Raw genomic sequence first — 18,903 nt, 5'->3', positions numbered from 1 at the left:
GGGCATTTGACCCCAGCCGGGGGCAAGTTACCGGTCTGTGACCATTCCGGGCAAAATTTCCCTGAGCGGCATTGCTCGGAGTAGCGGGAAGGTGACAGTTTATCGGGTATGGTGCGCCATTCGCGCCACCGCCACCGCGTGTCCTGCCGCGGGTCGACCGCCCTTGATCAGCGCAGGACCACCCGGTGCTCTCCCAGAGGCAGCAACTCGCCCACCACGGGAGCGCCGGGCACCTCGCCGGCGACCAGCAGCCCACCGGAGGTCTGCGCGTCGGCCAGCAGCAGCCGCTCGGCCTCGTCCGCCGCGCCGAAGTCGGTCCACGGGGTCACCCACTCCAGGTTGCGCCGGCTGCCGCCGCTGACGAACCCGTCGCGCAGCGCCTCATGGGCGCCGGCCAGATAGGGCACCCGGGCGGTGTCGATGGCCACCGTGAGCTGGCTGGCCCGGGCCAACTTCGAGGCGTGCCCGAGCAGCCCGAACCCGGTCACGTCGGTGCCGCACCGAATGCCGGCGGCGACAGCCGCGCGGGCGGCGTCCCGATTGAGCGCGCTCATCGTGGCCACCGCCTCCGGGAAGCTCTCCCCGGTCGCCTTGTGCCGGGTGTTCAACACACCCACCCCGAGCGGCTTGGTCAGCGACAACGGGACCCCGGCCCGCCCGGCGTCGAGGGTGATCAGCTCCTCCGGTCGGACCGTGCCGGTGACCGCGAGACCATACTTCGGGCCGTCGTCGTCCACGCTGTGCCCGCCGGCCAGGTGGCAGCCGGCCTCCCGCGCCACGTCCTGGCCGCCGCGCAACACCTCACGGGCCAACTCCAGCGGCAGCACGTCGCGCGGCCAGCAGAGCAGGTTGAGGGCCACCAGCGGGGTGCCGCCCATCGCGTACACGTCGGAGAGCGCGTTGGCCGCGGCGATCCGACCCCAGTCGTAGGCGTCGTCGACCACCGGGGTGAAGAAGTCGGCGGTGCTGACCAGGCCGGTCCGCTCATCCAGGCGCACCACTGCCGCGTCGTCGCCGTGGTCCAGCCCGACCAGCAACTCGGCGGTGCCGGTCGCCGGGCCGAGACCGGCCACCATGATCTCCAGCTCGCCCGGCGGGATCTTGCAGGCGCAGCCACCGCCGCGGGCGTACTTGGTCAACCGTACGGGTTCGGTCATCCCCCCATGATCTCGACAAGGCGCCACGATCGCCACCACGACCACCCAGTCGGTGACCGAAATCGGACGCCCGAGAACGATCGTGACCGGTGTTACCGCTCCGTGACCCGCTGGGTTGCGTTCTGCCACATCAGGCCGCCTACAGTGGCCGCACCGGGGGTCAACCGACCCCGATCCGGGAGACGACAGGGGACGGTGGACGACGTGACGACGGGCGAACCGCTCATCGTGCTGGACGCGGTCAACAAGTGGTTCGGGCCGCTGCACGTGCTGGACGACGTCTCACTGTCGGTGGGTCGGGGCGAGGTGGTCGTGGTCATCGGCCCGTCCGGCTCCGGCAAGTCGACGCTGTGCCGCACGATCAACCGACTGGAACCGATCAACTCGGGCACCATCACCTTCGACGGTCAGCCGCTGCCGGCCGAGGGCAAGCCCCTCGCGAAGCTGCGCAGCGAGGTGGGCATGGTCTTCCAGTCCTTCAACCTCTTCGCGCACAAGACCATCCTGGAGAACGTCACCCTCGGCCCGATCAAGGTCCGCAAGGAGAAGCCGGCCGCCGCCCGCGAGCGCGGCCTGGCCCTGCTGGACCGGGTCGGCATCGCCAACCAGGCGGACAAGTTCCCGGCCCAACTCTCCGGCGGCCAGCAGCAGCGGGCGGCCATCGCCCGGGCGCTGGCCATGCAGCCCAAGGCGATGCTCTTCGACGAGCCCACCAGCGCCCTGGACCCGGAGATGGTCGGCGAGGTGCTCGACGTGATGACCTCGCTGGCCAGCGACGGCATGACGATGGTCGTGGTGACCCACGAGATGGGCTTCGCCCGGCACGCGGCGAACCGGGTCATTTTCATGGCCGACGGGCAACTGGTCGAGGACGCCCCACCGGCGGAGTTCTTCGCGAACCCCCGCAGCGAGCGGGCCCGAGACTTCCTCTCCAAGATCCTCACGCACTAGGCGTCCGTAGTGGAGCGCGCCGTACTCGGTGGGCTCCGTTGAAGAAGGAGAAGAGTATGCGTATCAAGCGCGTTGCGGCAGTCGCCGCGGTCGCCGCTCTGGCGCTCGGCCTCACCGCTTGTGGTGGCGACGACGGCGGGGAGGGCACCGGCGCTGGCAGCAAGTCCTTCACCGCCGGCAGCACCATGGAGAAGCTGAACAAGGCCCAGAAGATCAAGGTCGGCACCAAGTTCGACCAGCCCGGCTTCGGCCTGAAGGGCCTCTCCGGCAAGCCGGAGGGCTTCGACGTCGAGATTGCCAAGATCATCGTCAAGGAGCTCGGCATCCCCGAGGACAAGATCGAGTGGGTCGAGGCCCCCTCGAAGGTCCGCGAGGACGTCATCGTCAACGGCACTGTCGACCTGGTCGCCGCGACCTACACGATCAACGACAAGCGCAAGGAGCGGATCGCCTTCGCGGGCCCGTACTACGAGGCCGGCCAGAACATCCTGGTCAAGAAGGACGACACGACCATCACCGGTCCGGACTCGTTCAAGGACGGCACCAAGAAGGTCTGCTCCGTCACCGGCTCCACCCCGGCCGAGACGATCAAGCAGTACGTCAAGGACGTCGGCTCCCAGCTGGTGCTCTTCGACACCTACGACAAGTGCCGGGACGCCCTCAAGGGCGGCCAGGTCAACGCCGTTACCACTGACAACGTGATCCTGCTCGGCTACATCGCCAAGGACGAGGCGTCGTTCAAGCTGGCCGGCAGCAACTTCACCAAGGAGCCGTACGGCATCGGCGTGAAGAAGGAGGACGCGGACTTCCGCAGCTTCATCAACGACACGCTGGACAAGGCGGTCTCGGACGGCAGCTGGAAGAAGGCCTGGGACGGCACCGCCGGCAAGTTCGGCGCGGAACTGGGCTCGGCGCCCACCATCAACCGCTACTGATCTGATCCTTCGATCTGGAGGGTGGGGAGGAACACCGACCCGTGAACGTGCTCATCGACAAGTTCGACGTCTTTGCGGGTGGTTTCTGGCTCACCCTCCAGATCTGCATCCTCGCCGCGATCGGTGCCCTCGTCCTAGGCGCCATCGTGGCGGTGCTGCGCATCTCACCGGTGCCGCCGCTACGCGCGCTCGGCACCAGCTACGTCAACGTCTTCCGCAACATGCCGCTGACCGTGGTGATGTTCTTCGCCGCGTTCGGCCTGCCGGCGCTCGGCTCCAACGCGGACTTCCTCCGCATCCCGCTGATCGACTCGCTGTTCACCCGGCTCGGCACCGATCTTCCGTACTTCCGGTTCGCGCTGATCGCCCTCGTGCTCTACACCGCCGCGTTCGTCTGTGAGGCACTGCGCTCCGGGGTCAACGCGGTGCCCGCCGGCCAGGCGGAGGCGGCCCGGTCACTGGGCCTGACCTTCGGGCAGAACCTGCGCCACGTGGTGCTGCCGCAGTCCTGGCAGGCCTCCGTGGTGCCGCTCGGCTCGGTGATCATCGCGATGATCAAGAATTCGGCACTGGCCGGCTTCTTCGGGGTGGTCGGCGACCTGTCGGCCACGGCCGACCAGCTCACCGGGGCCGAGGGCTACGCCTTCGTCCCGGTCGCCATCGGCATCTCGCTCGGCTACCTGATCATGACCGTGCCGCTCGGCGCCCTGTTGGACCGGATCGAGAAGCGACAGGCGGTGGCCCGATGAGTCAGCAGACCAGCGTCCTCTACGACGTCCCCGGGCCCCGGCAGCGGCGGATCACCCTGATCAGCAGCATCGTCGCCGGCGTCGTCCTGCTCGTCGGGGCCTACTTCCTGATCTACCAGCCCCTGGACGAGAAGGGCCAGCTCTCGATGGAGCTGTGGGGGCCGCTGCTCGACCCCTCCAACGAGAACTTCTCCCAGGTATGGGACCGGATCGGCCTCGGCTTCAAGAACACCCTGATCGCGGCGGCTCTGGCCGTCGTCTCCTCGCTGGTGCTGGGCACACTGCTCGCCGTCCTGCGCATCCAGCTCAAGAGCCTGAACCGGCTCCGGTTCACCGGTCTGGCAACGCCGGTGGCCTACCTGCTGCGTGGCGTGAGCACCCTGCTGTCGGCGGTCACCCGGGTCTGCGTCGAGGTGTTCCGCGGCCTGCCCGTCGTGATCACCATCTTCTTCGTGGCCAGAGGCTTTCCCGAGTTCGGTCTCTACTTCGACAACCTCTGGTACCTGGTCATCGGCCTCACCATCTACAACTCGGTGGTGATCGGCGAGATCCTCCGGTCCGGCATGGAGGGGCTGCCCGGCGGCCAGGGGGAGGCCGCGGCCGCCATCGGGCTGTCCCCGGCGCAGACCACCCGGATGATCCTGCTGCCGCAGTCCTTCCGGATCATGCTGCCGGCACTGATCAGCCAACTGGTCGTGGTGCTCAAGGACACCTCGCTGGGGTTCATCATCAGCTACGAGGAGACCCTGAACATCGGCAAGCAGATCATCGGCGTGCTGGGCAACCCGATCCAGGTCTACGTCGTGATCGCCGTGCTCTTCATCGTGGTGAACTACTCGCTGTCGAAGCTCGCCCAGTACGTCCAGCGGCGGCTCGCCCGAGGCCGCAAGACCGCCGGCACCCCGGCGCAGAACCCGCCGCCGGCGGCCCTGGTCTCCCAGGCCGAGGGCGGCGGCGGAGGCGGCGGAGGCGGCGCCTGAGCCACGCCGTACCGACCAAAAGGCCGCCCCGAGCAATTCGGGGCGGCCTTCGGTCATCTGCCAGTGTCCGCGCGGCGAGCGCTGCCGGTCCGACTCAGCGGGCGATCTCGGTGACCCGGGACTCGCGGACCACCGTGACCCGGATCTGACCCGGGTAGGTCAGCTCTTCCTCGATCTGCTTGGCCACGTCGCGGGCCAGCACTGCCGCCCCGATGTCGTCCACGTCGTCCGGCTTGACCATCACCCGGATCTCCCGGCCGGCCTGCATGGCGAAGACCTTGTCCACGCCGAGCTTGCCGGCGGCGATCTCCTCGATCCGCTCCAGCCGCTTGACGTACGCCTCCAGGCTCTCCCGGCGCGCGCCTGGCCGACCACCCGAGCAGGCGTCGGAGGCCTGGGTGAGCACGGCCTCGATGGTCTGCGGCGGCACCTCGTTGTGGTGGGCCTCGATGGCGTGCACCACGTCCTCGTGCTCGCCATACTTGCGGGCCAGATCCGCGCCGATGATGGCGTGGCTGCCCTCCACCTCGTGGGTGAGCGCCTTGCCGATGTCGTGCAGGAACGCCGACCGTTTGATGATGGGCACGTCCAACCGCAGCTCGGCGGCCATGATGCCGGCGATGTGGGCGGTCTCGACCAGGTGCTTGAGCACGTTCTGCCCGTACGAGGTGCGGTAGCGCAACCGGCCGAGCAGGGTCACCAACTCCGGGTGGATCTCGGTGATGCCGACCTCGACCAGGGCGTCCTCGGCGGCGCGCAGACAGAGCTGCTCCACCTCCTGCCGGGCCAGGTCGTAGACCTCCTCGATCCGGTGCGGGTGGATGCGCCCGTCCAGGACCAGCTTCTCCAGGGTCACCCGGCCCACCTCCCGACGGACCGGGTCGAAGCAGGAGAGCAGCACCGCCTCGGGGGTGTCGTCGATGATCAGGTTGACGCCGGTCACCGACTCGAAGGCGCGGATGTTGCGCCCCTCCCGGCCGATGATCCGCCCCTTCATCTCGTCACCGGGCAGGTGCAGGACGCTGACCACGCTCTCCGCGGTCTGCTCGCTGGCGACCCGCTGGATCGCGTCCACCACGATGTGCCGGGCGCGCTGCTCGGCCGTGTTACGCGCGTCGGACTCGATGTCCCGCACGAGCAGCGCCGCTTCCCGCTTGGCCTGCGTCTCGATGGCGTCGACCAGTTCCAGTCGGGCGGAGTCGGCGGTGAGCCCGGCGACCCGCTCCAGCTCCCGGCGGCGCAGTTCCTCCGACTCGGTCAGCTCGGCCTCCCGCTGGGCGAGCGCGGCCTCCCGGGCGGCGAGGGCGGCCTTCGCGGCGGTGAGCTGCCGCTCCCGCTCCGCGAACCGCTCCACCTCCTCGGTGTGCATCCGCTCCCGCTCGTCCATCCGAGCTGCCCGACGTTCCACCTCGGCGGCCTGCTCCCGGGTGGTGGCGGCGAGCACCGCGACCTCCCGCTCGCCGCTGCGCCGGGCTGCCGTCCGCAACTGCTCGGCGTCCGCCTCGGCCTGCTTGTGGGCACGCTCCAGAACGGTGTCCGCCTCGGCCCGGGCGTCGTCGAGGACCCGACGCGCCTCGGCGCGGGCCGCCTTCGCCTCGGCCTTCGCCGCCGCCGCCTCGGTACGGGCTGCGGCGGCCGCGGACTTTGCCACGTCGATAGTGCTGTTCGCCTCGTCGGCCGCGGTCCGCAGCGCAGCGAGGGACTGCTCCTGGCGGTCCTTCTCGGCGATGAAGGCGGGATCCTCCGGAGCCGGCGCGGCACCCATCCGGCGCATCGTCCGGATGCCGACCAGCACGGCCCCGATCACCACCACCGCGAGGACGAGGACGGCCGCGAGGAGCACGACGTCGAACGCGTTCATACCGGGACCCCGTCGGGTCTACCGATGAACCTGTGCCGCCGCCCCGCCATGGCCGCCTCCCCTAACGTCGAGACCGCAGCGACCGTGCCGGGGGCACACTCCTGCGGCTGTGGACGCCCGACCGGAGCGGCTGGCCGTGGGTAGCTTTCTCCGCCGGCGGTGCCCATGGGGCAGCGTCGGCGACCGGGTGCAGTTGTCGCAGCGTTCCGGACCGGCCTGTCCGGGACTGCCGCCAAAGGCCGCGGAGTCGGCCAAAGTGATGCTGTTCTGTTACGCGATCTATGTTGTGCGCTTAGCCTGCGCTGGTCGGGCAATGTGAGCCTGTATGGCGAGGCTAGGTCGCCGGGGGTGCTCTGGTCAAGGACTCATGATCAAACCCCCCGAACGGAGAGAAGTTGAGCCGTCACCGCGCGCTGATGTCACGCCGGACAGGAGGGGACAAACTCCGCGAGGTGTGCTGCCCACTGGACGTGTCGGGCCTGCTCAGCGGCCGCCCAGGCGGTTGTCAGACGGGGGCGACGACGAGTGAGGTGTGACCGATCCGTCTAATCCAGACGTCAGCTGGCTCCGACCGCCACGGCCGCCGCAACCAGCGCCGCGTTGTCCGCGGCGGGTGAGCCGTCCGGCAGCCACACTGTGTCCTCAAGCCCGATCCGGGTGTCCAGGCCCCGGCGTTACCGCCTCGGCGAGGACCGGCCAGGTCGCCGGACCCTCGGCGTGCAGCAGCACCGACGGCGCGCCCGCCGGCAGCGCGGTGAGAATCCGGGAGGCGTCGGCCAACGCGACCGCCACATCCTCGGCCATGCACTCGACCAGAACCCGCCCGCGCCCGCACCTCCATCGGGAGTCGCAGCGGACCGCTCACTCGACCAGACGGTTGTCGCGCTCCAACTCGCCCTCGGCGTCGGCGAGCGCGTCGGCGTCGATCTGCTCGGCGAACTCGGCCGCCTCGGCGCTCTGCGCGGCGAGCGCGTCCTTCACCGCCCGGATGGCCACGCCAGGCGGGTAGCCCTTGCGGGCCAGCATGCCCACCAGCCGGCGGAAGACCGCGTCCGGCTCACCTCGGGCGGTGCGTAGCTTGCGCTCCACCAGGCCACGGGCGGTGTCCGCCTCGGTCTCCTCGTCCAGCTCACCCAGCGCCTCGGTGGCCACCTCGCCGTCCACGCCCTTGCGGCGCAACTCGTTGGCGAGCGCCCGGCGAGCCAGGCCGCGCCCGGCGTGCCGGCTGGACACCCAGGCCCGGGCGAACGCGGCGTCATCGATGATGCCGACCTCGTCGTACCGGTCGAGGACCTCGGCCGAGACCTCCTCGGAGATGCCCCGCTTGGCCAACGCCCCGGCCAGCTCGGCCCGGGTGCGGGGCCGGACGGCAAGCTGGCGCAGACAGATCTCCCGGGCCACCTCGGACTCGTCGCGCGGAGGCGCCGGAGACTCGACGGCGTCGGCCTCCTCGGACCGACCCCGGCGGCCTCGCCGAGGGCGCGGCGGATCGGTGGCGTCGCCCGTACGAGGCGGACTGGCATCCCAGCCCCGCCCCGTACGAGCGCGTCGTCCTGCCATGGGTCAGCGACCGGTCAGAAGTCGACCGGCGGCAGCTCCGGGCCACCGGCGGCGTCACCCGCGCCGACCCCGACGCCGAGCTTCTCCAGGATCTTCTTCTCGATCTCGGCGGCCACGTCCGGGTTTTCCTTCAGGAACTCCCGGGCCTTCTCCTTGCCCTGGCCGAGCTGGTCGCCGTCGTACGTGTACCACGCTCCGGACTTGCGGATGATCGCCTGCTCCACACCGACGTCGATCAGCGAGCCCTCACGCGAGATGCCCTTGCCGTACATGATGTCGAACTCGGCCTGCTTGAACGGCGCGGCGACCTTGTTCTTCACGACCTTGACCCGGGTGCGGTTACCGACCACGTCGGTGCCGTCCTTGAGGCTCTCGATGCGTCGCACGTCGAGCCGGACCGAGGCGTAGAACTTCAGCGCCCGACCACCGGTGGTGGTCTCCGGGCTGCCGAACATGACGCCGATCTTTTCCCGCAGCTGGTTGATGAAGATCGCCGTGGTGCCGGTGTTGCTGAGCACACCGGTGATCTTCCGGAGCGCCTGGCTCATCAGCCGGGCCTGGAGGCCCACGTGGCTGTCGCCCATCTCACCCTCGATCTCGGCGCGCGGCACCAGGGCCGCCACCGAGTCGATCACGATGATGTCGATCGCGCCGGAGCGGATCAGCATGTCCGCGATCTCCAGCGCCTGCTCGCCGGTGTCCGGCTGCGAGACCAGCATCGCGTCGGTGTCGACACCGAGGGCCTTCGCGTACTCCGGGTCGAGCGCGTGCTCGGCGTCGATGAAGGCGGCGATGCCGCCGAGTCGCTGGGCACTGGCCACCGAGTGCAGCGCCACGGTGGTCTTACCGCTGGACTCGGGGCCGTAGATCTCGACCACCCGGCCACGGGGCAGGCCACCAATGCCGAGGGCCACGTCGAGAGCGATGGAGCCGGTCGGAATGATTGCGGTCTGGACGACCGGCCGGTCACCCAGCCGCATCACCGAGCCCTTGCCGAATTGCTTGTCAATCTGAGCGAGAGCAAGGTCGAGTGCCTTCTCCCGGTCAGGCCCTGCTGCCATGGCTGCCACCCCTGCCTTCGCCGGCGTCTTTGCTGAGCTTCGCGTCACGCGGACACGCTAGGCGCTAGGTCCGACAGAAAACCAGCCGACGGGCCGCGAGCTGTGGACGAGCACCCCGCTGTGGACAATAGCCGAACAGGTGTACGACTCGACAAGTGACACGCGGGACCGGCGAAAAGGCTGCTCAGCGTAGTCGGGCGGGCACCCGGTCGGGGTACGCGGCACAAACCGCCCGCCACACCACGTGCGTCTGCTCCCCCGATGCCAGGGCCTGTTCGATGGTCCGCCCGCCGAGCTGGGACAGCACCTGATCGCGGGCGATGCTGGCCGCGTAGCCGGGCCCGAACGCCTCGTCCAACCGCGTCCAGAAATCGGTCAGCCGCACAGTGATCAGCCCTCCTCGTCCGGTGCCCCGGTCGGCACCGGGCGCAACGCTAGCGCCACCAGGGGCGCCGCCGCGACCGCCGCGAGCAGGGTGAGCACGGGATATCCGGCGAACTGCATGACAAACCCGCTGACCACGGCGGCCCCGGCCCCGGCCAGCCCCATGATCAGGTCGGACAGCCCCTGGACGCTCGGCCGCACCTCGGCCGACACCGACTCGGACAGCAGGGTCGAGCCGGCCACCATCGTCCCCGACCAACCCAACCCGAGCAGGACCAGACCGACCGAGAGCCGGGGCGTGTGGTGCCCGGCGGTGCCGGCGACAGCACAGGCGGCCAGCAGCAGCCCGACCCCACCGAGGATCACCGCCCGTCGACCGAGCCGGTCGGTGAGCCAACCGACCACCGGGGAGAACGCGTACATGCCGGCGATGTGCAGACTCAGCACGATGCCGACCAGCCGCAACACGTCGGCGTCGGCGTGCGACTCACCGAGCCGCACCGGAGTCATCGCCATCACCGCCACCATCACCAGATGACCCACCGCCACGGCGGCGATCCCGAGTCGGGCGGCGGGCTGCCCGCGTACCACCGACCAGGCCGCACGCATCCCGGCGCCGCGCGGCGCGCGCACCGTGACCGGCGCGGCGGCCGGCGTCGCACCGCCACCTGCCACCGGCGCCTCGGCCGCCACCGCGGTCGCCGTCGCGTCGGCGGCCGGCGGCAGATCGGCGGCCGGCGCGTCGGCCGCCGCGAGCCGCCGCGCGGTGAGCAGCGGGTCGGGGCGGAGCAACCCGAGGAGTACGACGGCAGCCAGCACGAACGCGGCCGCGCTGAACGCGAACGGGCCGGCCAGCGGGGGCAATCCCCAGCCGGTGGTGACCCGGTCGGCCAGCGCGGCGAAGTTCGGCGCGGCCACCGCACCGATGGTGGTGGCCCAGACGATCAGGGAGAGCTGCCGCCCCCGGCGGGCCGGCTCGGCGAGATCCACCGCCGTGTAGCGGGCCTGGAGGTTCGCGGCGGTGCCCCCGCCGAAGAGCAGCATGCCGAGGAAGAGCAGCGGCACCCAGCGGGTGGCAGCGGCCAGCACCACCAGCAGGCCGCCGACGGCGCCGACCGCGTACGCCAGCACCAGGCCCGGCCGGCGACCGTGCCGCGCCATGATCCGGGTGACCGGTACGGCGAGCAGCGCGGCACCGACCACCCCGGCGCTCTGCGCGACACCGGCCACCGCGGTCCCGGCGATCCGTGCCGCGAGCAGCGCGCCCACGGCGATGCCGATGGTCACGCCGATCCCGCCGATGATCTGGGTGGTGAAGAGCAGCCGCAGGGTACGCCGCTGGATCGACGCGACGTCGGGTCGGGCGGCGGTACGCGGCGCGGTCAGGTTGGTCGCCATCGGCGCTCCTGTCGGAAGGGGTGCCTCATCCTCGCGCACCCGCACCAACGCCCGGCAGTGGGTTTTGCCGGAACGGAGTCGCCGCCGACGCGGTCCACGCCTATCGTGCCCGTGATGCCAGCCGGCGGATATGGGTGAGGGTGAGCGCGGCGACGGCCACACTGACGGCGGCGACCACGCCGAAGAGCACAGCGAAGCCCTCGTTGTCGGCGGCGACGAGAGCGAGCAGGATCAGCCCGAGGGAGATGCCCAGGATGGACAGCAGCGCCGCCCAGGTGGCCCGCCGCTGTCCGGCGAGGTAGCCGGGCAGGTCGGCCCGTACCGCGTCGTCCTCGGGCACGGTGCCGGTACGCATCGCCTCGCGCAGCGCGTACCCCTCGGGATCCCGCCGGGCACTCTGCTGGCCCGCCATCCGCCGGCTCAGGTAGAGCGCGGGGCCGATCGAGACGGCGTTCAGCGCGGCACCCAGCACGGCTTCGTCAAGTGATTCCTGTCGGTCGAAGAGCCAGCGCACCGGCAGCCCGATGAGCACTGTCATCGGCACCCAGTAGACGGCCATGAGCTGCAAGCCGGGCGCCCGCTCGAAGAATCGCTTCCCTCTCCCGCGACGCCCGGCGGCCGCTCCGGCGCGACGCTCCTCGTTGTCAACGTCCATCGACACCCGTTACCCACCAGCACGATCCGCGACGCACTGTCAATCTTGGACAGTTTCCGTTCCGCGCGAACGGAAACTGTCCAAGATCTGGACGGCGTACGGCTGGGTCGGTCAGCCCGCCATCACCCGCTGGTGCAGCGCGGAAACCGCCGAACGCGCCGCCACGAACGCCCCGTGCTGCCAGGCCACCTCGTGGCTGAGCCAGTCCCCGGCGAAGTAGACCCGCCCGGCCGGCTGGAGCAGCAGGTTGTAGCCGGCCGTGCCGTACCGGGGTGACGTCCAGGCGCCCTCGATGTAACGGGTACGGTCCCAGGCGTGGGAGTACGAGCTGACCAGCTCGCTGCGGTACTTGTCACCGTGGATCTTCACACCCTGGCTGATCGCGCGCTCGCTGCGCTGCTCCGGCGTGAGCCCGCTGTATGTCCTGGCGTTCGCCCCGGTGTTGTAGTAGCCGACGACCAGGCCGCGCTTCCCGTGGAAGCCGTAGGACGGGTACCAGATGTGCGACAGGTCCAGGTCGGTCTCGGTGATGCCGCCGTAGATCCGCTGATCGGTCTCCCACCAGCGGCTGCGGTATTCCAGGCCGATCTTTCCGGAGGCGGTGACCGGGAAGTCGGCCAGGGCCGCTGTCACCGCCGTGCCGAGATTGTGCGGGACGCGGGCCATCAGGTGCGGCGGTAGCGCCGCCACGCAGTAGTCGGCGGTGATCTGCGACTGCCGGCCACCCTGCCGGTAGGTCACCTCCACCCGACTGCCCCGGTCGGTCACCGCGGTCACCTCGGCGTTGAGTCGGATCCGGTGCGGGCCCACCGCCCGGGCCAGGGCTCGGGGGATCTGGTCCATCCCGCCGACCGGCTGGAACATCAGCATGGCCTGGTCGTAGCCGAACTCGAAGGAGAAGTACCTGCCGATGTTGCTGGCGAACACGTCGGAGAGCGCCGGCGGCGTACCGAGCGGGCTCCCCACGTCGTTGCCCGCGCCCGGATAGGTGAGATAGCCGCGACGGTTGGTGCCGGTGTACGCCCAGTCGCTGGTCCGACCGCCGATCGCACCGAAGCTCTGCAGGAACGACAGCAGCCGGTCACGGTCCTCGGTGGTGAGCCGGGCGTCCAGCGCGCCCTGGTCGGTGGCCTTCGCGAGCAGTTCCGAGACGTAGCCGTACACGTCGGCCTTGGCGGTGCGGTACCGGACCGGCTCGGTCATCCCGGCGGACTCGTTGTAGATCCAGGCGTCGGCGTTCTGGTTGGTGAAGACCTCGATGGGTACGCCGAGTTCGCGGCAGTAGTCCATCGTGACCATCCACTGTGCAATGCGGCCCGGCCCGGCGTTGAAGTAGACCCCGTCGGAGAAGCTGGCCCGCTGGGTGCGTCCGTCGAGGTCGGTCTCGACGTCGCCGCCCCGAATGGTCAGATTCCGTCCACCGACGCGGTGCCGCGCCTCAAGGATGGTGCAGTGGTAGCCCGCCTTGCCCAACTCGTACGCCGTGGTGAGCCCGGCGATGCCGCCGCCGAGAACGACCACGCTGGCGCCCGACCGCCCAGTGAGAGTGAAGTCTGACCGCTCCGGCGGCCGGAATGCCGGGGTGACCGACGCCGCCGCGCTGGGAGCCAGCCCCATGGCGCCCATCGTGGCGAGCATCGCTCCGGCACCACCGCTGACTCCGACCGTACGCAGGAACCCACGCCGGCTGACCATCGACGTCGTCTGATCGCTCATAACGGCCTCCCCTACAAGATCGACTCGCATGAGTCTGCAGAGGATCTGTTACGCAGTGCCCGCGTCGCCGTTTCCGGCGGGTATCACCTCGCCGCGCGACCCGGCCGGAATTTGGCCGGCTCGGATCGGGGCGGTTGCGGTCGCCGGCTAGCCCGGTAGGGCGCGGGTGACGACGGTGAGGTCGGCGACCAGGCCCTCGTACGCCTTGTCCTGGTCGTCGGCCCGCAGGACGGCGGACGGGTGGATGGTGGCCAGCAGCCGAGCCTGCGGCGCGTCGGCCCGCTTTCCGGCGTTGTCCACCGGCACCTGCTCGAAGTCCGCGGGGTGTTGGGCCGACTCCGGCCAGGGCAGCAGCTCACCCCGCTGCCGGGTGACCCGGAAGGACGGACCGAGCAGCGCCTTGGCGGCGGTCGCGCCGAGCACCACTACGACCTCCGGACGCAGCCGGGCGAACTCGGCGACCAACCAGGGGCGGCAGGCGGTGATGTGCGCCTGGTCCGGGGTCTGGTGGATCCGCCGCTTGCCACGCAGCTCAAAACGAAAGTGCTTTACGGCATTTGTGAGGTAGAGGTGGCCCGGGTCCAGCCCGGCGTCGTCGACGGCGCGGCGCAGCAGGCGCCCGGCCGGGCCGACGAAGGGCAGCCCCTTCTGGTCCTCCATGTCACCGGGCTGCTCGCCGACCAGCACCACGCGGGCGCTCTCGTCACCCCGGCCGAAGACCGTCTGCGAGGCGTCCCGGTACAGCTCGCAACCCCGGCAGCCGCCGGCAGCGGTGCGCAGGTCGTCGATGGTGTCGGCGTCGGACGGGATGAACCGCTGGGCGCCCGGAGCGCTCCCGGTCTGCTCGGCCATGCCGACTGTTATATACCCGTTCGATGCTCGCCGCCGGATACGCCCCGGTGCTCCGGCCGCTTCGCGTCAGTACCCGTTGCCGCCCCCGTCGCCGCCGGACGCGATCGCGATCAGCACGATGACGATGATGATGATCGCCACCGCCACCGCGATCCAGATCCCCTTACGAGCCCCACCAGAAGCCATGTCCCCCACCTCCGGGCGCCCGCATACCCGTCCCGGCCGTCCCGAATCCCCGCGATCTCGCACTTTCTGCCCGGGCCAACATGCACAGGTCCGACATTTCGCCAACACCAACCGCAAGATCGCGAGGGCGGGGTGGGGTGGGGTTAGGTGGGGAAGCCTCGGGAGGGGGGTGGGTTCTCGGCGTGGGCCAGGGCGGCGGCCAGCGGGGCCAGGTCGGCGGTGTCCAGGGAGCTGACGGTGATGCGCAGGGCGGGCGGGGCGGCGATCCGGTAGAGCGCGCCGGGGGCCACCGCCCAGCCGGCGTCGCGGAGCGCGGTCACAGTGCTGGTCTCGTCCGCGACCGGCAGCCAGACGTTGATGCCGCTGCGACCGTGTGCGCTCAGGCCGTGCTCGGCCAGCGCGGCGAGCAGCCCTTCGCGCCGTTGCTCGTAGCTCTGCGCCGCCCGCTGCACCAACTCGGTGACCGCCGGGTCCCGCCACAGGGCGAGCACCAGGCGTTGCAGCACAGTGGAGACCCAGCCGGCGCCGACCCGGGTACGGCCGCTAACTCGGGCGACCGTCGTCTCGTCGCCGACCAGCACCGCCAGCCGCAGGTCCGGGCCGAAGGGCTTGCTCACCGAGCGGAGGAAGGCCCAACTCGCTGTCGCGCCGGCGAGCGGGTGCAGGCCTACGCGGGCCAGTTCGGCAGCGTGGTCGTCCTCGATCAGCAGCAGGTCCCGCCGGCCGGCGAGCAGCGCCCGCAACGCCTCCGCGCGCTCCTCGGAGACGGCGGCACCGGTCGGATTCTGCGCCCGGCTGGTAATGATCAGCGCCCGCGCTCCAGCGGCGAGCGCCGCGGCCACCCCGGCGACCAGCGGCCCCTCGTCGTCCAGCGGCACACCGATCGGGCGCAGGCCCAGCGCGGCGACCAGGTCGAGCAGGTTGGCCCAGCCCGGGTCCTCGACCGCCACCGCGTCGCCAGGGCGCAGGTGGGCGCCGAGCAGCCGCTCGATGCCGTCCAGCGCGCCGCCGGTGAGCGTCAACTCCCCGGCCGGGACGCCGTCGGCGCGCAGCCGGGCGCGGGCCGCCTCGGCCAGTTCGGGCAGCACTCCGGCATCGGAGTAGCCGACCGGCGGGCCGTCGTCGGCGGCGAGCGCCGCCAGGTGCGGGCCCAGCGGGGGAAGCAGCCGGGGGTCGGGTTCACCCCGGGACAGGTCTCGGGCGCCGGGCAACGGTGGAGGGCGCAGCGCGGAGCGGCGGGCGGCAACCGGCGGGCGCGGGCGCACCCGGGTGCCGTGGCGACCGGCGGTGGCGAGCAGGCCGCGCTGGCGGAGCTCCTGGTAGGCGCGGGCGACGGTGGCGGGGCTGACCCCCAATTCGGCGGCGAGTGCCCGCACGGGTGGCAGGGCGGCCCCCGGTGAGAGGGCGCCGGTACGGATGCCCGACTCGATGCTGGCCGAAATCTCGACGGCCGTCGTACCGGTGAGCTGATAGTGTGCTGACACAAATAAGAGATTGTACTAGAACAAAGGGGCGAGCGCATGTATCCACCCACCGCCCGGACCACACCCCACCGCTCCCGCGACAAGATGAGCTACGACCGGGCCGCCGCGCACGCAGTGCTCGACGAGGCGTACGACTGCGCGCTCAGCTTCACCGTCGACGGCCAGCCACGGGTGCTGCCCACCCTGCACGTCCGCATCGGCGACACCCTCTACCTGCACGGCTCCACCGGGAGTCGGCCGCTGCTCGCCGCCCGGGGCGACGACGGGTTGCCGGTCTGCGTCGCGGTGACACTGCTCGACGGGCTGGTCTACGCCCGCTCCCAGTTCCACCACAGCGCCAACTACCGCTCGGTCGTCGCACACGGCACCGCCCGACTGGTCACCGACGAGCGGGAGAAGCTCGCCATGCTCACCGCGCTGGTCGAGAAGGTCGGCGCGGGACGCAGCACCGCCACCCGTCCGCCCAGCCGTCGCGAATTGGCCGAGACGGCCGTACTGGCGCTGCCACTGCGCGAGGTGTCCGTCCGGGCCCGTAGCGGCGGGGTCCGCGAGGACGAGGCCGACCTGGGCCTGCCGCACTGGGCCGGCGTGCTGCCACTGCGACTGACCGCCGGCGCACCCGAGCCGGACGCCGGGGTCACCGCGCCGCTGCCGGCGTACCTGCGCATGCCCCGCACGCCCTGGCACGACCCGGCGTCGCTGCACGGCGAGCACGTTCGGCTGGAGCCGCTGGAGTTGGCGCACGCCGACGAGTTGCACGCCGCCACCGCGGACCCGGAGGTGTGGCGGCACCTCAGCGTCGCGCCGCCCACCGCGCCCGCCGAGACCGCCGAGGTGATCGGCACCGCCCTGGCCGCCCAGCACCGGGGCGAGCGGGTGGCCTGGGTGCAGCGCTGCGCGGCAACCGGGGCGGTGGTGGGCAGCACGTCCTACTACGACATCGACCCGGAGCGGCGGGCGGTGGCCATCGGACACACCTTCCTCGGCCGGCCCTGGTGGCGTACCGGGATCAACACCGAGGCGAAGTTGCTGCTGCTCAGCCGGGCCTTCGACGACCTGGGCGCGGTACGGGTCGCCTGGCACACCGACATCCGCAACGTTCGCTCCCAGGCGGCCATCGAACGGCTCGGCGCGACCCGGGAAGGGGTGCTGCGGATGCACCGGCAACGCCCGGACGGCTCCTGGCGGGACACCGTGCAGTACGCGATGACCGTCGACGAGTGGCCGAACGCACAGGCCAGGCTGCGGGAAAGACTTCTGCGGACGGCACCGGTGGCGTGATGATGGCGGGCGTGCTGGGGATCAACGACATCTGGACGTACGTGCTGGGCACCGTGGCCATCATCCTGCTGCCCGGGCCGAACTCACTCTTCGTGCTCTCCACCGCGGCCAAACGGGGCGTCGCGGTCGGCTACCGGGCCGCCGGTGGCGTGTTCGTCGGCGACGGGGTGCTGATGTTTCTCTCCGCCGCCGGGGTGGCATCGCTGCTCAAGGCGTACCCGCCGCTGTTCATGGTGATCAAGTACGTAGGTGCCGCGTACCTCGGTTATGTCGGGGTGACCATGTTGCTGGGCGCCGTGCGGCGCTGGCGCGACCGCAACGACCCGAGCACGCCGCGGCTCATCGACGCCGCGGAGCCGGCGGCGATGCGCAGCCCGTTCCGCAAGGCGCTGGTGATCAGCCTGCTGAACCCGAAGGCGATCCTGTTCTTCATCTCGTTCTTCATCCAGTTCGTCGACCCCGGTTACGCCTGGCCGGCGCTGTCGTTCCTGCTGCTCGGGCTGATCGCGCAGGTGACCAGCGCGCTCTACCTGACCGCTTTGATCTTCGCGGGCACCTTCCTGGCCGCCCAGTTCCGGCAACGCCGTCGCCTGGCCGCCGGTGGCACCACCGCCGTGGCCGCCCTGTTCCTAGCCTTCAGCCTCAAGCTAGCCACCGCCAGCGCCGGCTGACCCCCGGGTCAGGTTCCGTCGCCGCCGGAGCCGCCGCCTCCTACACCGGCGCCGCCGGCGGTGCCGCCGAGGCCGTAGCCGGACTGGACCGGCTCGTCGGGATGGCGGCTGACGTGGGCCGACCCGGTGATCTGCGCGGACCAGTCGGCGTGGGCGGCCGCTGCGGCATGCCGGTTGATCGCCTGGCGGATCCAGCCGTCCACCGTGGCGACCCAGTCGCGTCGGTCCGCGTCCTCGTGCCAGATCCGGAACCGGCTGATGCTCTGGTGGGTGATTCCGGCCAGCGCCAGCCGGCGGTCCATCCAGAGGATGGCCTCCAGGCCCGCCGAGTTGGTCACGAAGATCACCTCCAGCTCGGTGATCGGGCCGGCGTAGAGCGGCCCCACCCAGTAGCCCCAGCGCTGGTGCAACGGCAGGGTGTGCTCAACCCCCGGCAACCCGCCCTCCTGCAACCCGGACTGGCGGATCATGAAGCCCAGCGTGTCCAGCGCCGCCAGCACGTGCTGCTGGGTGGGGATCGGATGCACGAAGACCGGCACCATGGCCGCCTGGTCACGGTCGGGGTCGAGCGACACCTCGGTCCGCAGGCCCATGCGCAGGCTCAGCAGCGGCACCCCACCGAAGGTGGTCACCGGGGTCTCCCAGGGCAGCGGGAACGCGAAGTCGACAGCCCGCCGCCGGCCTGCCGGTACGACGAACCGGCCGGCGATCGGCAGGTGATGGAACTGCACGAGACGTCGGGCCTCGTTCGGGTCGTCCGGTTCGACAGTGGTGACGAGGCCGAGCCGGATGTGCCGCACCAGCACGTCCTCCGGGCCGGCCGCGAGGGTCACCCGCCCCGGCAGGCGCAGGCCCGGCCTGGTGCTCGGATTGGGCAGCGTGGTCTGCACGGAGAGCCCGGTCCGACCGGACTCCGGGGACACTCCCGTCAGCCGCACCGCGCGCCCCCTCCCGGGACGGGGCCCCGCCGGCCCCACCAGGCGCGCCTACCCGGTCGGGGTCGGCTCACGCCCGCCCGCGTC

General features: G+C 71.1%; 19 protein-coding genes. 6 read left to right on the top strand and 13 right to left on the bottom strand.

The annotated features are described in order from the left end of the window. Nucleotides 1-167: 167 nt before the first annotated feature. Complete coding sequence (gene selD / locus ACLJOK_RS23755; protein ID WP_410820836.1) at nucleotides 168-1,157, bottom strand: selenide, water dikinase SelD; 990 nt, start codon at nucleotides 1,155-1,157, stop codon at nucleotides 168-170. Nucleotides 1,158-1,352: 195 nt separating this feature from the next. Here selD and ACLJOK_RS23750 point away from each other — a divergent pair, with 195 nt between their 5' ends. The 4 genes from ACLJOK_RS23750 to ACLJOK_RS23735 are packed head-to-tail and all read left to right on the top strand — an operon-like array spanning nucleotide 1,353 to nucleotide 4,772. Continuing rightward, entirely contained in the window at nucleotides 1,353-2,108 is a 756-nt protein-coding gene (locus ACLJOK_RS23750; RefSeq protein ID WP_238660654.1) for an amino acid ABC transporter ATP-binding protein, read from the top strand. Nucleotides 2,109-2,164: 56 nt separating this feature from the next. Next, nucleotides 2,165-3,043 (top strand): glutamate ABC transporter substrate-binding protein, encoded by an 879-nt coding sequence (locus ACLJOK_RS23745; protein ID WP_410820835.1) that lies wholly within the window; start codon nucleotides 2,165-2,167, stop codon nucleotides 3,041-3,043. 41 nt (nucleotides 3,044-3,084) lie between these two features. Next, nucleotides 3,085-3,792 (top strand): amino acid ABC transporter permease, encoded by a 708-nt coding sequence (locus tag ACLJOK_RS23740; RefSeq protein ID WP_410820834.1) that lies wholly within the window; start codon nucleotides 3,085-3,087, stop codon nucleotides 3,790-3,792. Next, nucleotides 3,789-4,772 (top strand): amino acid ABC transporter permease, encoded by a 984-nt coding sequence (locus ACLJOK_RS23735; protein WP_410820833.1) that lies wholly within the window; start codon nucleotides 3,789-3,791, stop codon nucleotides 4,770-4,772. Before ACLJOK_RS23740 ends, ACLJOK_RS23735 begins: the two co-directional genes overlap by 4 nt. Nucleotides 4,773-4,866: 94 nt before the next feature. Here ACLJOK_RS23735 and rny read toward each other — a convergent pair whose 3' ends face one another. The 11 genes from rny to ACLJOK_RS23680 all read right to left on the bottom strand — a co-directional run bounded on the left by rny (nucleotide 4,867) and on the right by ACLJOK_RS23680 (nucleotide 15,929). Continuing rightward, nucleotides 4,867-6,633: a ribonuclease Y gene (gene rny, locus ACLJOK_RS23730; protein ID WP_410820832.1), complete on the bottom strand. Its 1,767-nt coding sequence runs from the start codon at nucleotides 6,631-6,633 to the stop codon at nucleotides 4,867-4,869. 557 nt (nucleotides 6,634-7,190) lie between these two features. Next, on the bottom strand, nucleotides 7,191-7,268 hold the full coding sequence (locus ACLJOK_RS23725) for a hypothetical protein (RefSeq protein ID WP_410821574.1): 78 nt from the start codon (nucleotides 7,266-7,268) through the stop codon (nucleotides 7,191-7,193). A gap of 7 nt (nucleotides 7,269-7,275) precedes the next feature. Beyond that, nucleotides 7,276-7,437: a hypothetical protein gene (locus ACLJOK_RS23720; RefSeq protein ID WP_410820831.1), complete on the bottom strand. Its 162-nt coding sequence runs from the start codon at nucleotides 7,435-7,437 to the stop codon at nucleotides 7,276-7,278. Between the two features lie 57 nt (nucleotides 7,438-7,494). Continuing rightward, complete coding sequence (locus ACLJOK_RS23715) at nucleotides 7,495-8,193, bottom strand: regulatory protein RecX (protein ID WP_410820830.1); 699 nt, start codon at nucleotides 8,191-8,193, stop codon at nucleotides 7,495-7,497. 14 nt (nucleotides 8,194-8,207) lie between these two features. After that, on the bottom strand, nucleotides 8,208-9,254 hold the full coding sequence (gene recA / locus ACLJOK_RS23710; protein ID WP_053656326.1) for a recombinase RecA: 1,047 nt from the start codon (nucleotides 9,252-9,254) through the stop codon (nucleotides 8,208-8,210). A gap of 184 nt (nucleotides 9,255-9,438) precedes the next feature. After that, entirely contained in the window at nucleotides 9,439-9,639 is a 201-nt protein-coding gene (locus ACLJOK_RS23705; protein ID WP_030489422.1) for a DUF3046 domain-containing protein, read from the bottom strand. 5 nt (nucleotides 9,640-9,644) lie between these two features. Further along, complete coding sequence (locus tag ACLJOK_RS23700) at nucleotides 9,645-11,036, bottom strand: MFS transporter (RefSeq protein WP_410820829.1); 1,392 nt, start codon at nucleotides 11,034-11,036, stop codon at nucleotides 9,645-9,647. A 100-nt stretch (nucleotides 11,037-11,136) separates the two neighbouring features. Further along, nucleotides 11,137-11,691 (bottom strand): hypothetical protein, encoded by a 555-nt coding sequence (locus tag ACLJOK_RS23695; protein ID WP_410820828.1) that lies wholly within the window; start codon nucleotides 11,689-11,691, stop codon nucleotides 11,137-11,139. A 111-nt stretch (nucleotides 11,692-11,802) separates the two neighbouring features. Beyond that, on the bottom strand, nucleotides 11,803-13,407 hold the full coding sequence (locus ACLJOK_RS23690) for an FAD-dependent oxidoreductase (RefSeq protein ID WP_410820827.1): 1,605 nt from the start codon (nucleotides 13,405-13,407) through the stop codon (nucleotides 11,803-11,805). Between the two features lie 147 nt (nucleotides 13,408-13,554). After that, nucleotides 13,555-14,259 carry a UdgX family uracil-DNA binding protein gene (locus ACLJOK_RS23685; protein WP_410820826.1) on the bottom strand — a complete coding sequence of 235 codons (705 nt, stop codon included), beginning with the start codon at nucleotides 14,257-14,259 and terminating at the stop codon, nucleotides 13,555-13,557. A gap of 329 nt (nucleotides 14,260-14,588) precedes the next feature. Further along, entirely contained in the window at nucleotides 14,589-15,929 is a 1,341-nt protein-coding gene (locus ACLJOK_RS23680) for an aminotransferase class I/II-fold pyridoxal phosphate-dependent enzyme (RefSeq protein WP_410820825.1), read from the bottom strand. 36 nt (nucleotides 15,930-15,965) lie between these two features. On the opposite strand from ACLJOK_RS23680, the gene ACLJOK_RS23675 reads away from it, so the two are divergent. Continuing rightward, nucleotides 15,966-17,210 (top strand): bifunctional pyridoxamine 5'-phosphate oxidase family protein/GNAT family N-acetyltransferase, encoded by a 1,245-nt coding sequence (locus ACLJOK_RS23675; RefSeq protein ID WP_410820824.1) that lies wholly within the window; start codon nucleotides 15,966-15,968, stop codon nucleotides 17,208-17,210. After that, nucleotides 17,210-17,881 carry a leucine efflux protein LeuE gene (gene leuE, locus ACLJOK_RS23670; protein WP_410821573.1) on the top strand — a complete coding sequence of 224 codons (672 nt, stop codon included), beginning with the start codon at nucleotides 17,210-17,212 and terminating at the stop codon, nucleotides 17,879-17,881. Before ACLJOK_RS23675 ends, leuE begins: the two co-directional genes overlap by 1 nt. Before the next feature lie 8 nt (nucleotides 17,882-17,889). On the opposite strand, the gene ACLJOK_RS23665 is transcribed toward leuE, so the two are convergent. Beyond that, complete coding sequence (locus ACLJOK_RS23665) at nucleotides 17,890-18,819, bottom strand: sporulation protein (RefSeq protein ID WP_410820823.1); 930 nt, start codon at nucleotides 18,817-18,819, stop codon at nucleotides 17,890-17,892. Nucleotides 18,820-18,903 lie beyond the last annotated feature (84 nt).

Origin of the sequence: Micromonospora sp. 050-3 (assembly GCF_046549335.1) — a bacterium.
In the GTDB taxonomy this organism is placed as follows: Bacteria; Actinomycetota; Actinomycetes; order Mycobacteriales; family Micromonosporaceae; genus Micromonospora; species Micromonospora trifolii.
The sequence above is the reverse complement of the archived record's forward strand: the minus strand, read 5'-3'. Positions and strand labels throughout refer to the sequence as shown.

What these genes read in the sequence shown, in the direction of transcription:
- selD (WP_410820836.1), bottom strand. Translation starts at nt 1,157, where the DNA reads ATGACCGAACCCGTACGGTTGACCAAGTACGCCCGCGGCGGTGGCTGC.
- ACLJOK_RS23695 (WP_410820828.1), bottom strand. Translation starts at nt 11,691, where the DNA reads ATGGACGTTGACAACGAGGAGCGTCGCGCCGGAGCGGCCGCCGGGCGT.
- ACLJOK_RS23675 (WP_410820824.1), top strand. Translation starts at nt 15,966, where the DNA reads ATGTATCCACCCACCGCCCGGACCACACCCCACCGCTCCCGCGACAAG.
- ACLJOK_RS23735 (WP_410820833.1), top strand. Translation starts at nt 3,789, where the DNA reads ATGAGTCAGCAGACCAGCGTCCTCTACGACGTCCCCGGGCCCCGGCAG.
- ACLJOK_RS23690 (WP_410820827.1), bottom strand. Translation starts at nt 13,407, where the DNA reads ATGAGCGATCAGACGACGTCGATGGTCAGCCGGCGTGGGTTCCTGCGT.
- ACLJOK_RS23720 (WP_410820831.1), bottom strand. Translation starts at nt 7,437, where the DNA reads ATGGCCGAGGATGTGGCGGTCGCGTTGGCCGACGCCTCCCGGATTCTC.
- ACLJOK_RS23685 (WP_410820826.1), bottom strand. Translation starts at nt 14,259, where the DNA reads ATGGCCGAGCAGACCGGGAGCGCTCCGGGCGCCCAGCGGTTCATCCCG.
- leuE (WP_410821573.1), top strand. Translation starts at nt 17,210, where the DNA reads ATGATGGCGGGCGTGCTGGGGATCAACGACATCTGGACGTACGTGCTG.
- ACLJOK_RS23745 (WP_410820835.1), top strand. Translation starts at nt 2,165, where the DNA reads ATGCGTATCAAGCGCGTTGCGGCAGTCGCCGCGGTCGCCGCTCTGGCG.
- rny (WP_410820832.1), bottom strand. Translation starts at nt 6,633, where the DNA reads ATGAACGCGTTCGACGTCGTGCTCCTCGCGGCCGTCCTCGTCCTCGCG.
- ACLJOK_RS23715 (WP_410820830.1), bottom strand. Translation starts at nt 8,193, where the DNA reads ATGGCAGGACGACGCGCTCGTACGGGGCGGGGCTGGGATGCCAGTCCG.
- ACLJOK_RS23700 (WP_410820829.1), bottom strand. Translation starts at nt 11,036, where the DNA reads ATGGCGACCAACCTGACCGCGCCGCGTACCGCCGCCCGACCCGACGTC.
- recA (WP_053656326.1), bottom strand. Translation starts at nt 9,254, where the DNA reads ATGGCAGCAGGGCCTGACCGGGAGAAGGCACTCGACCTTGCTCTCGCT.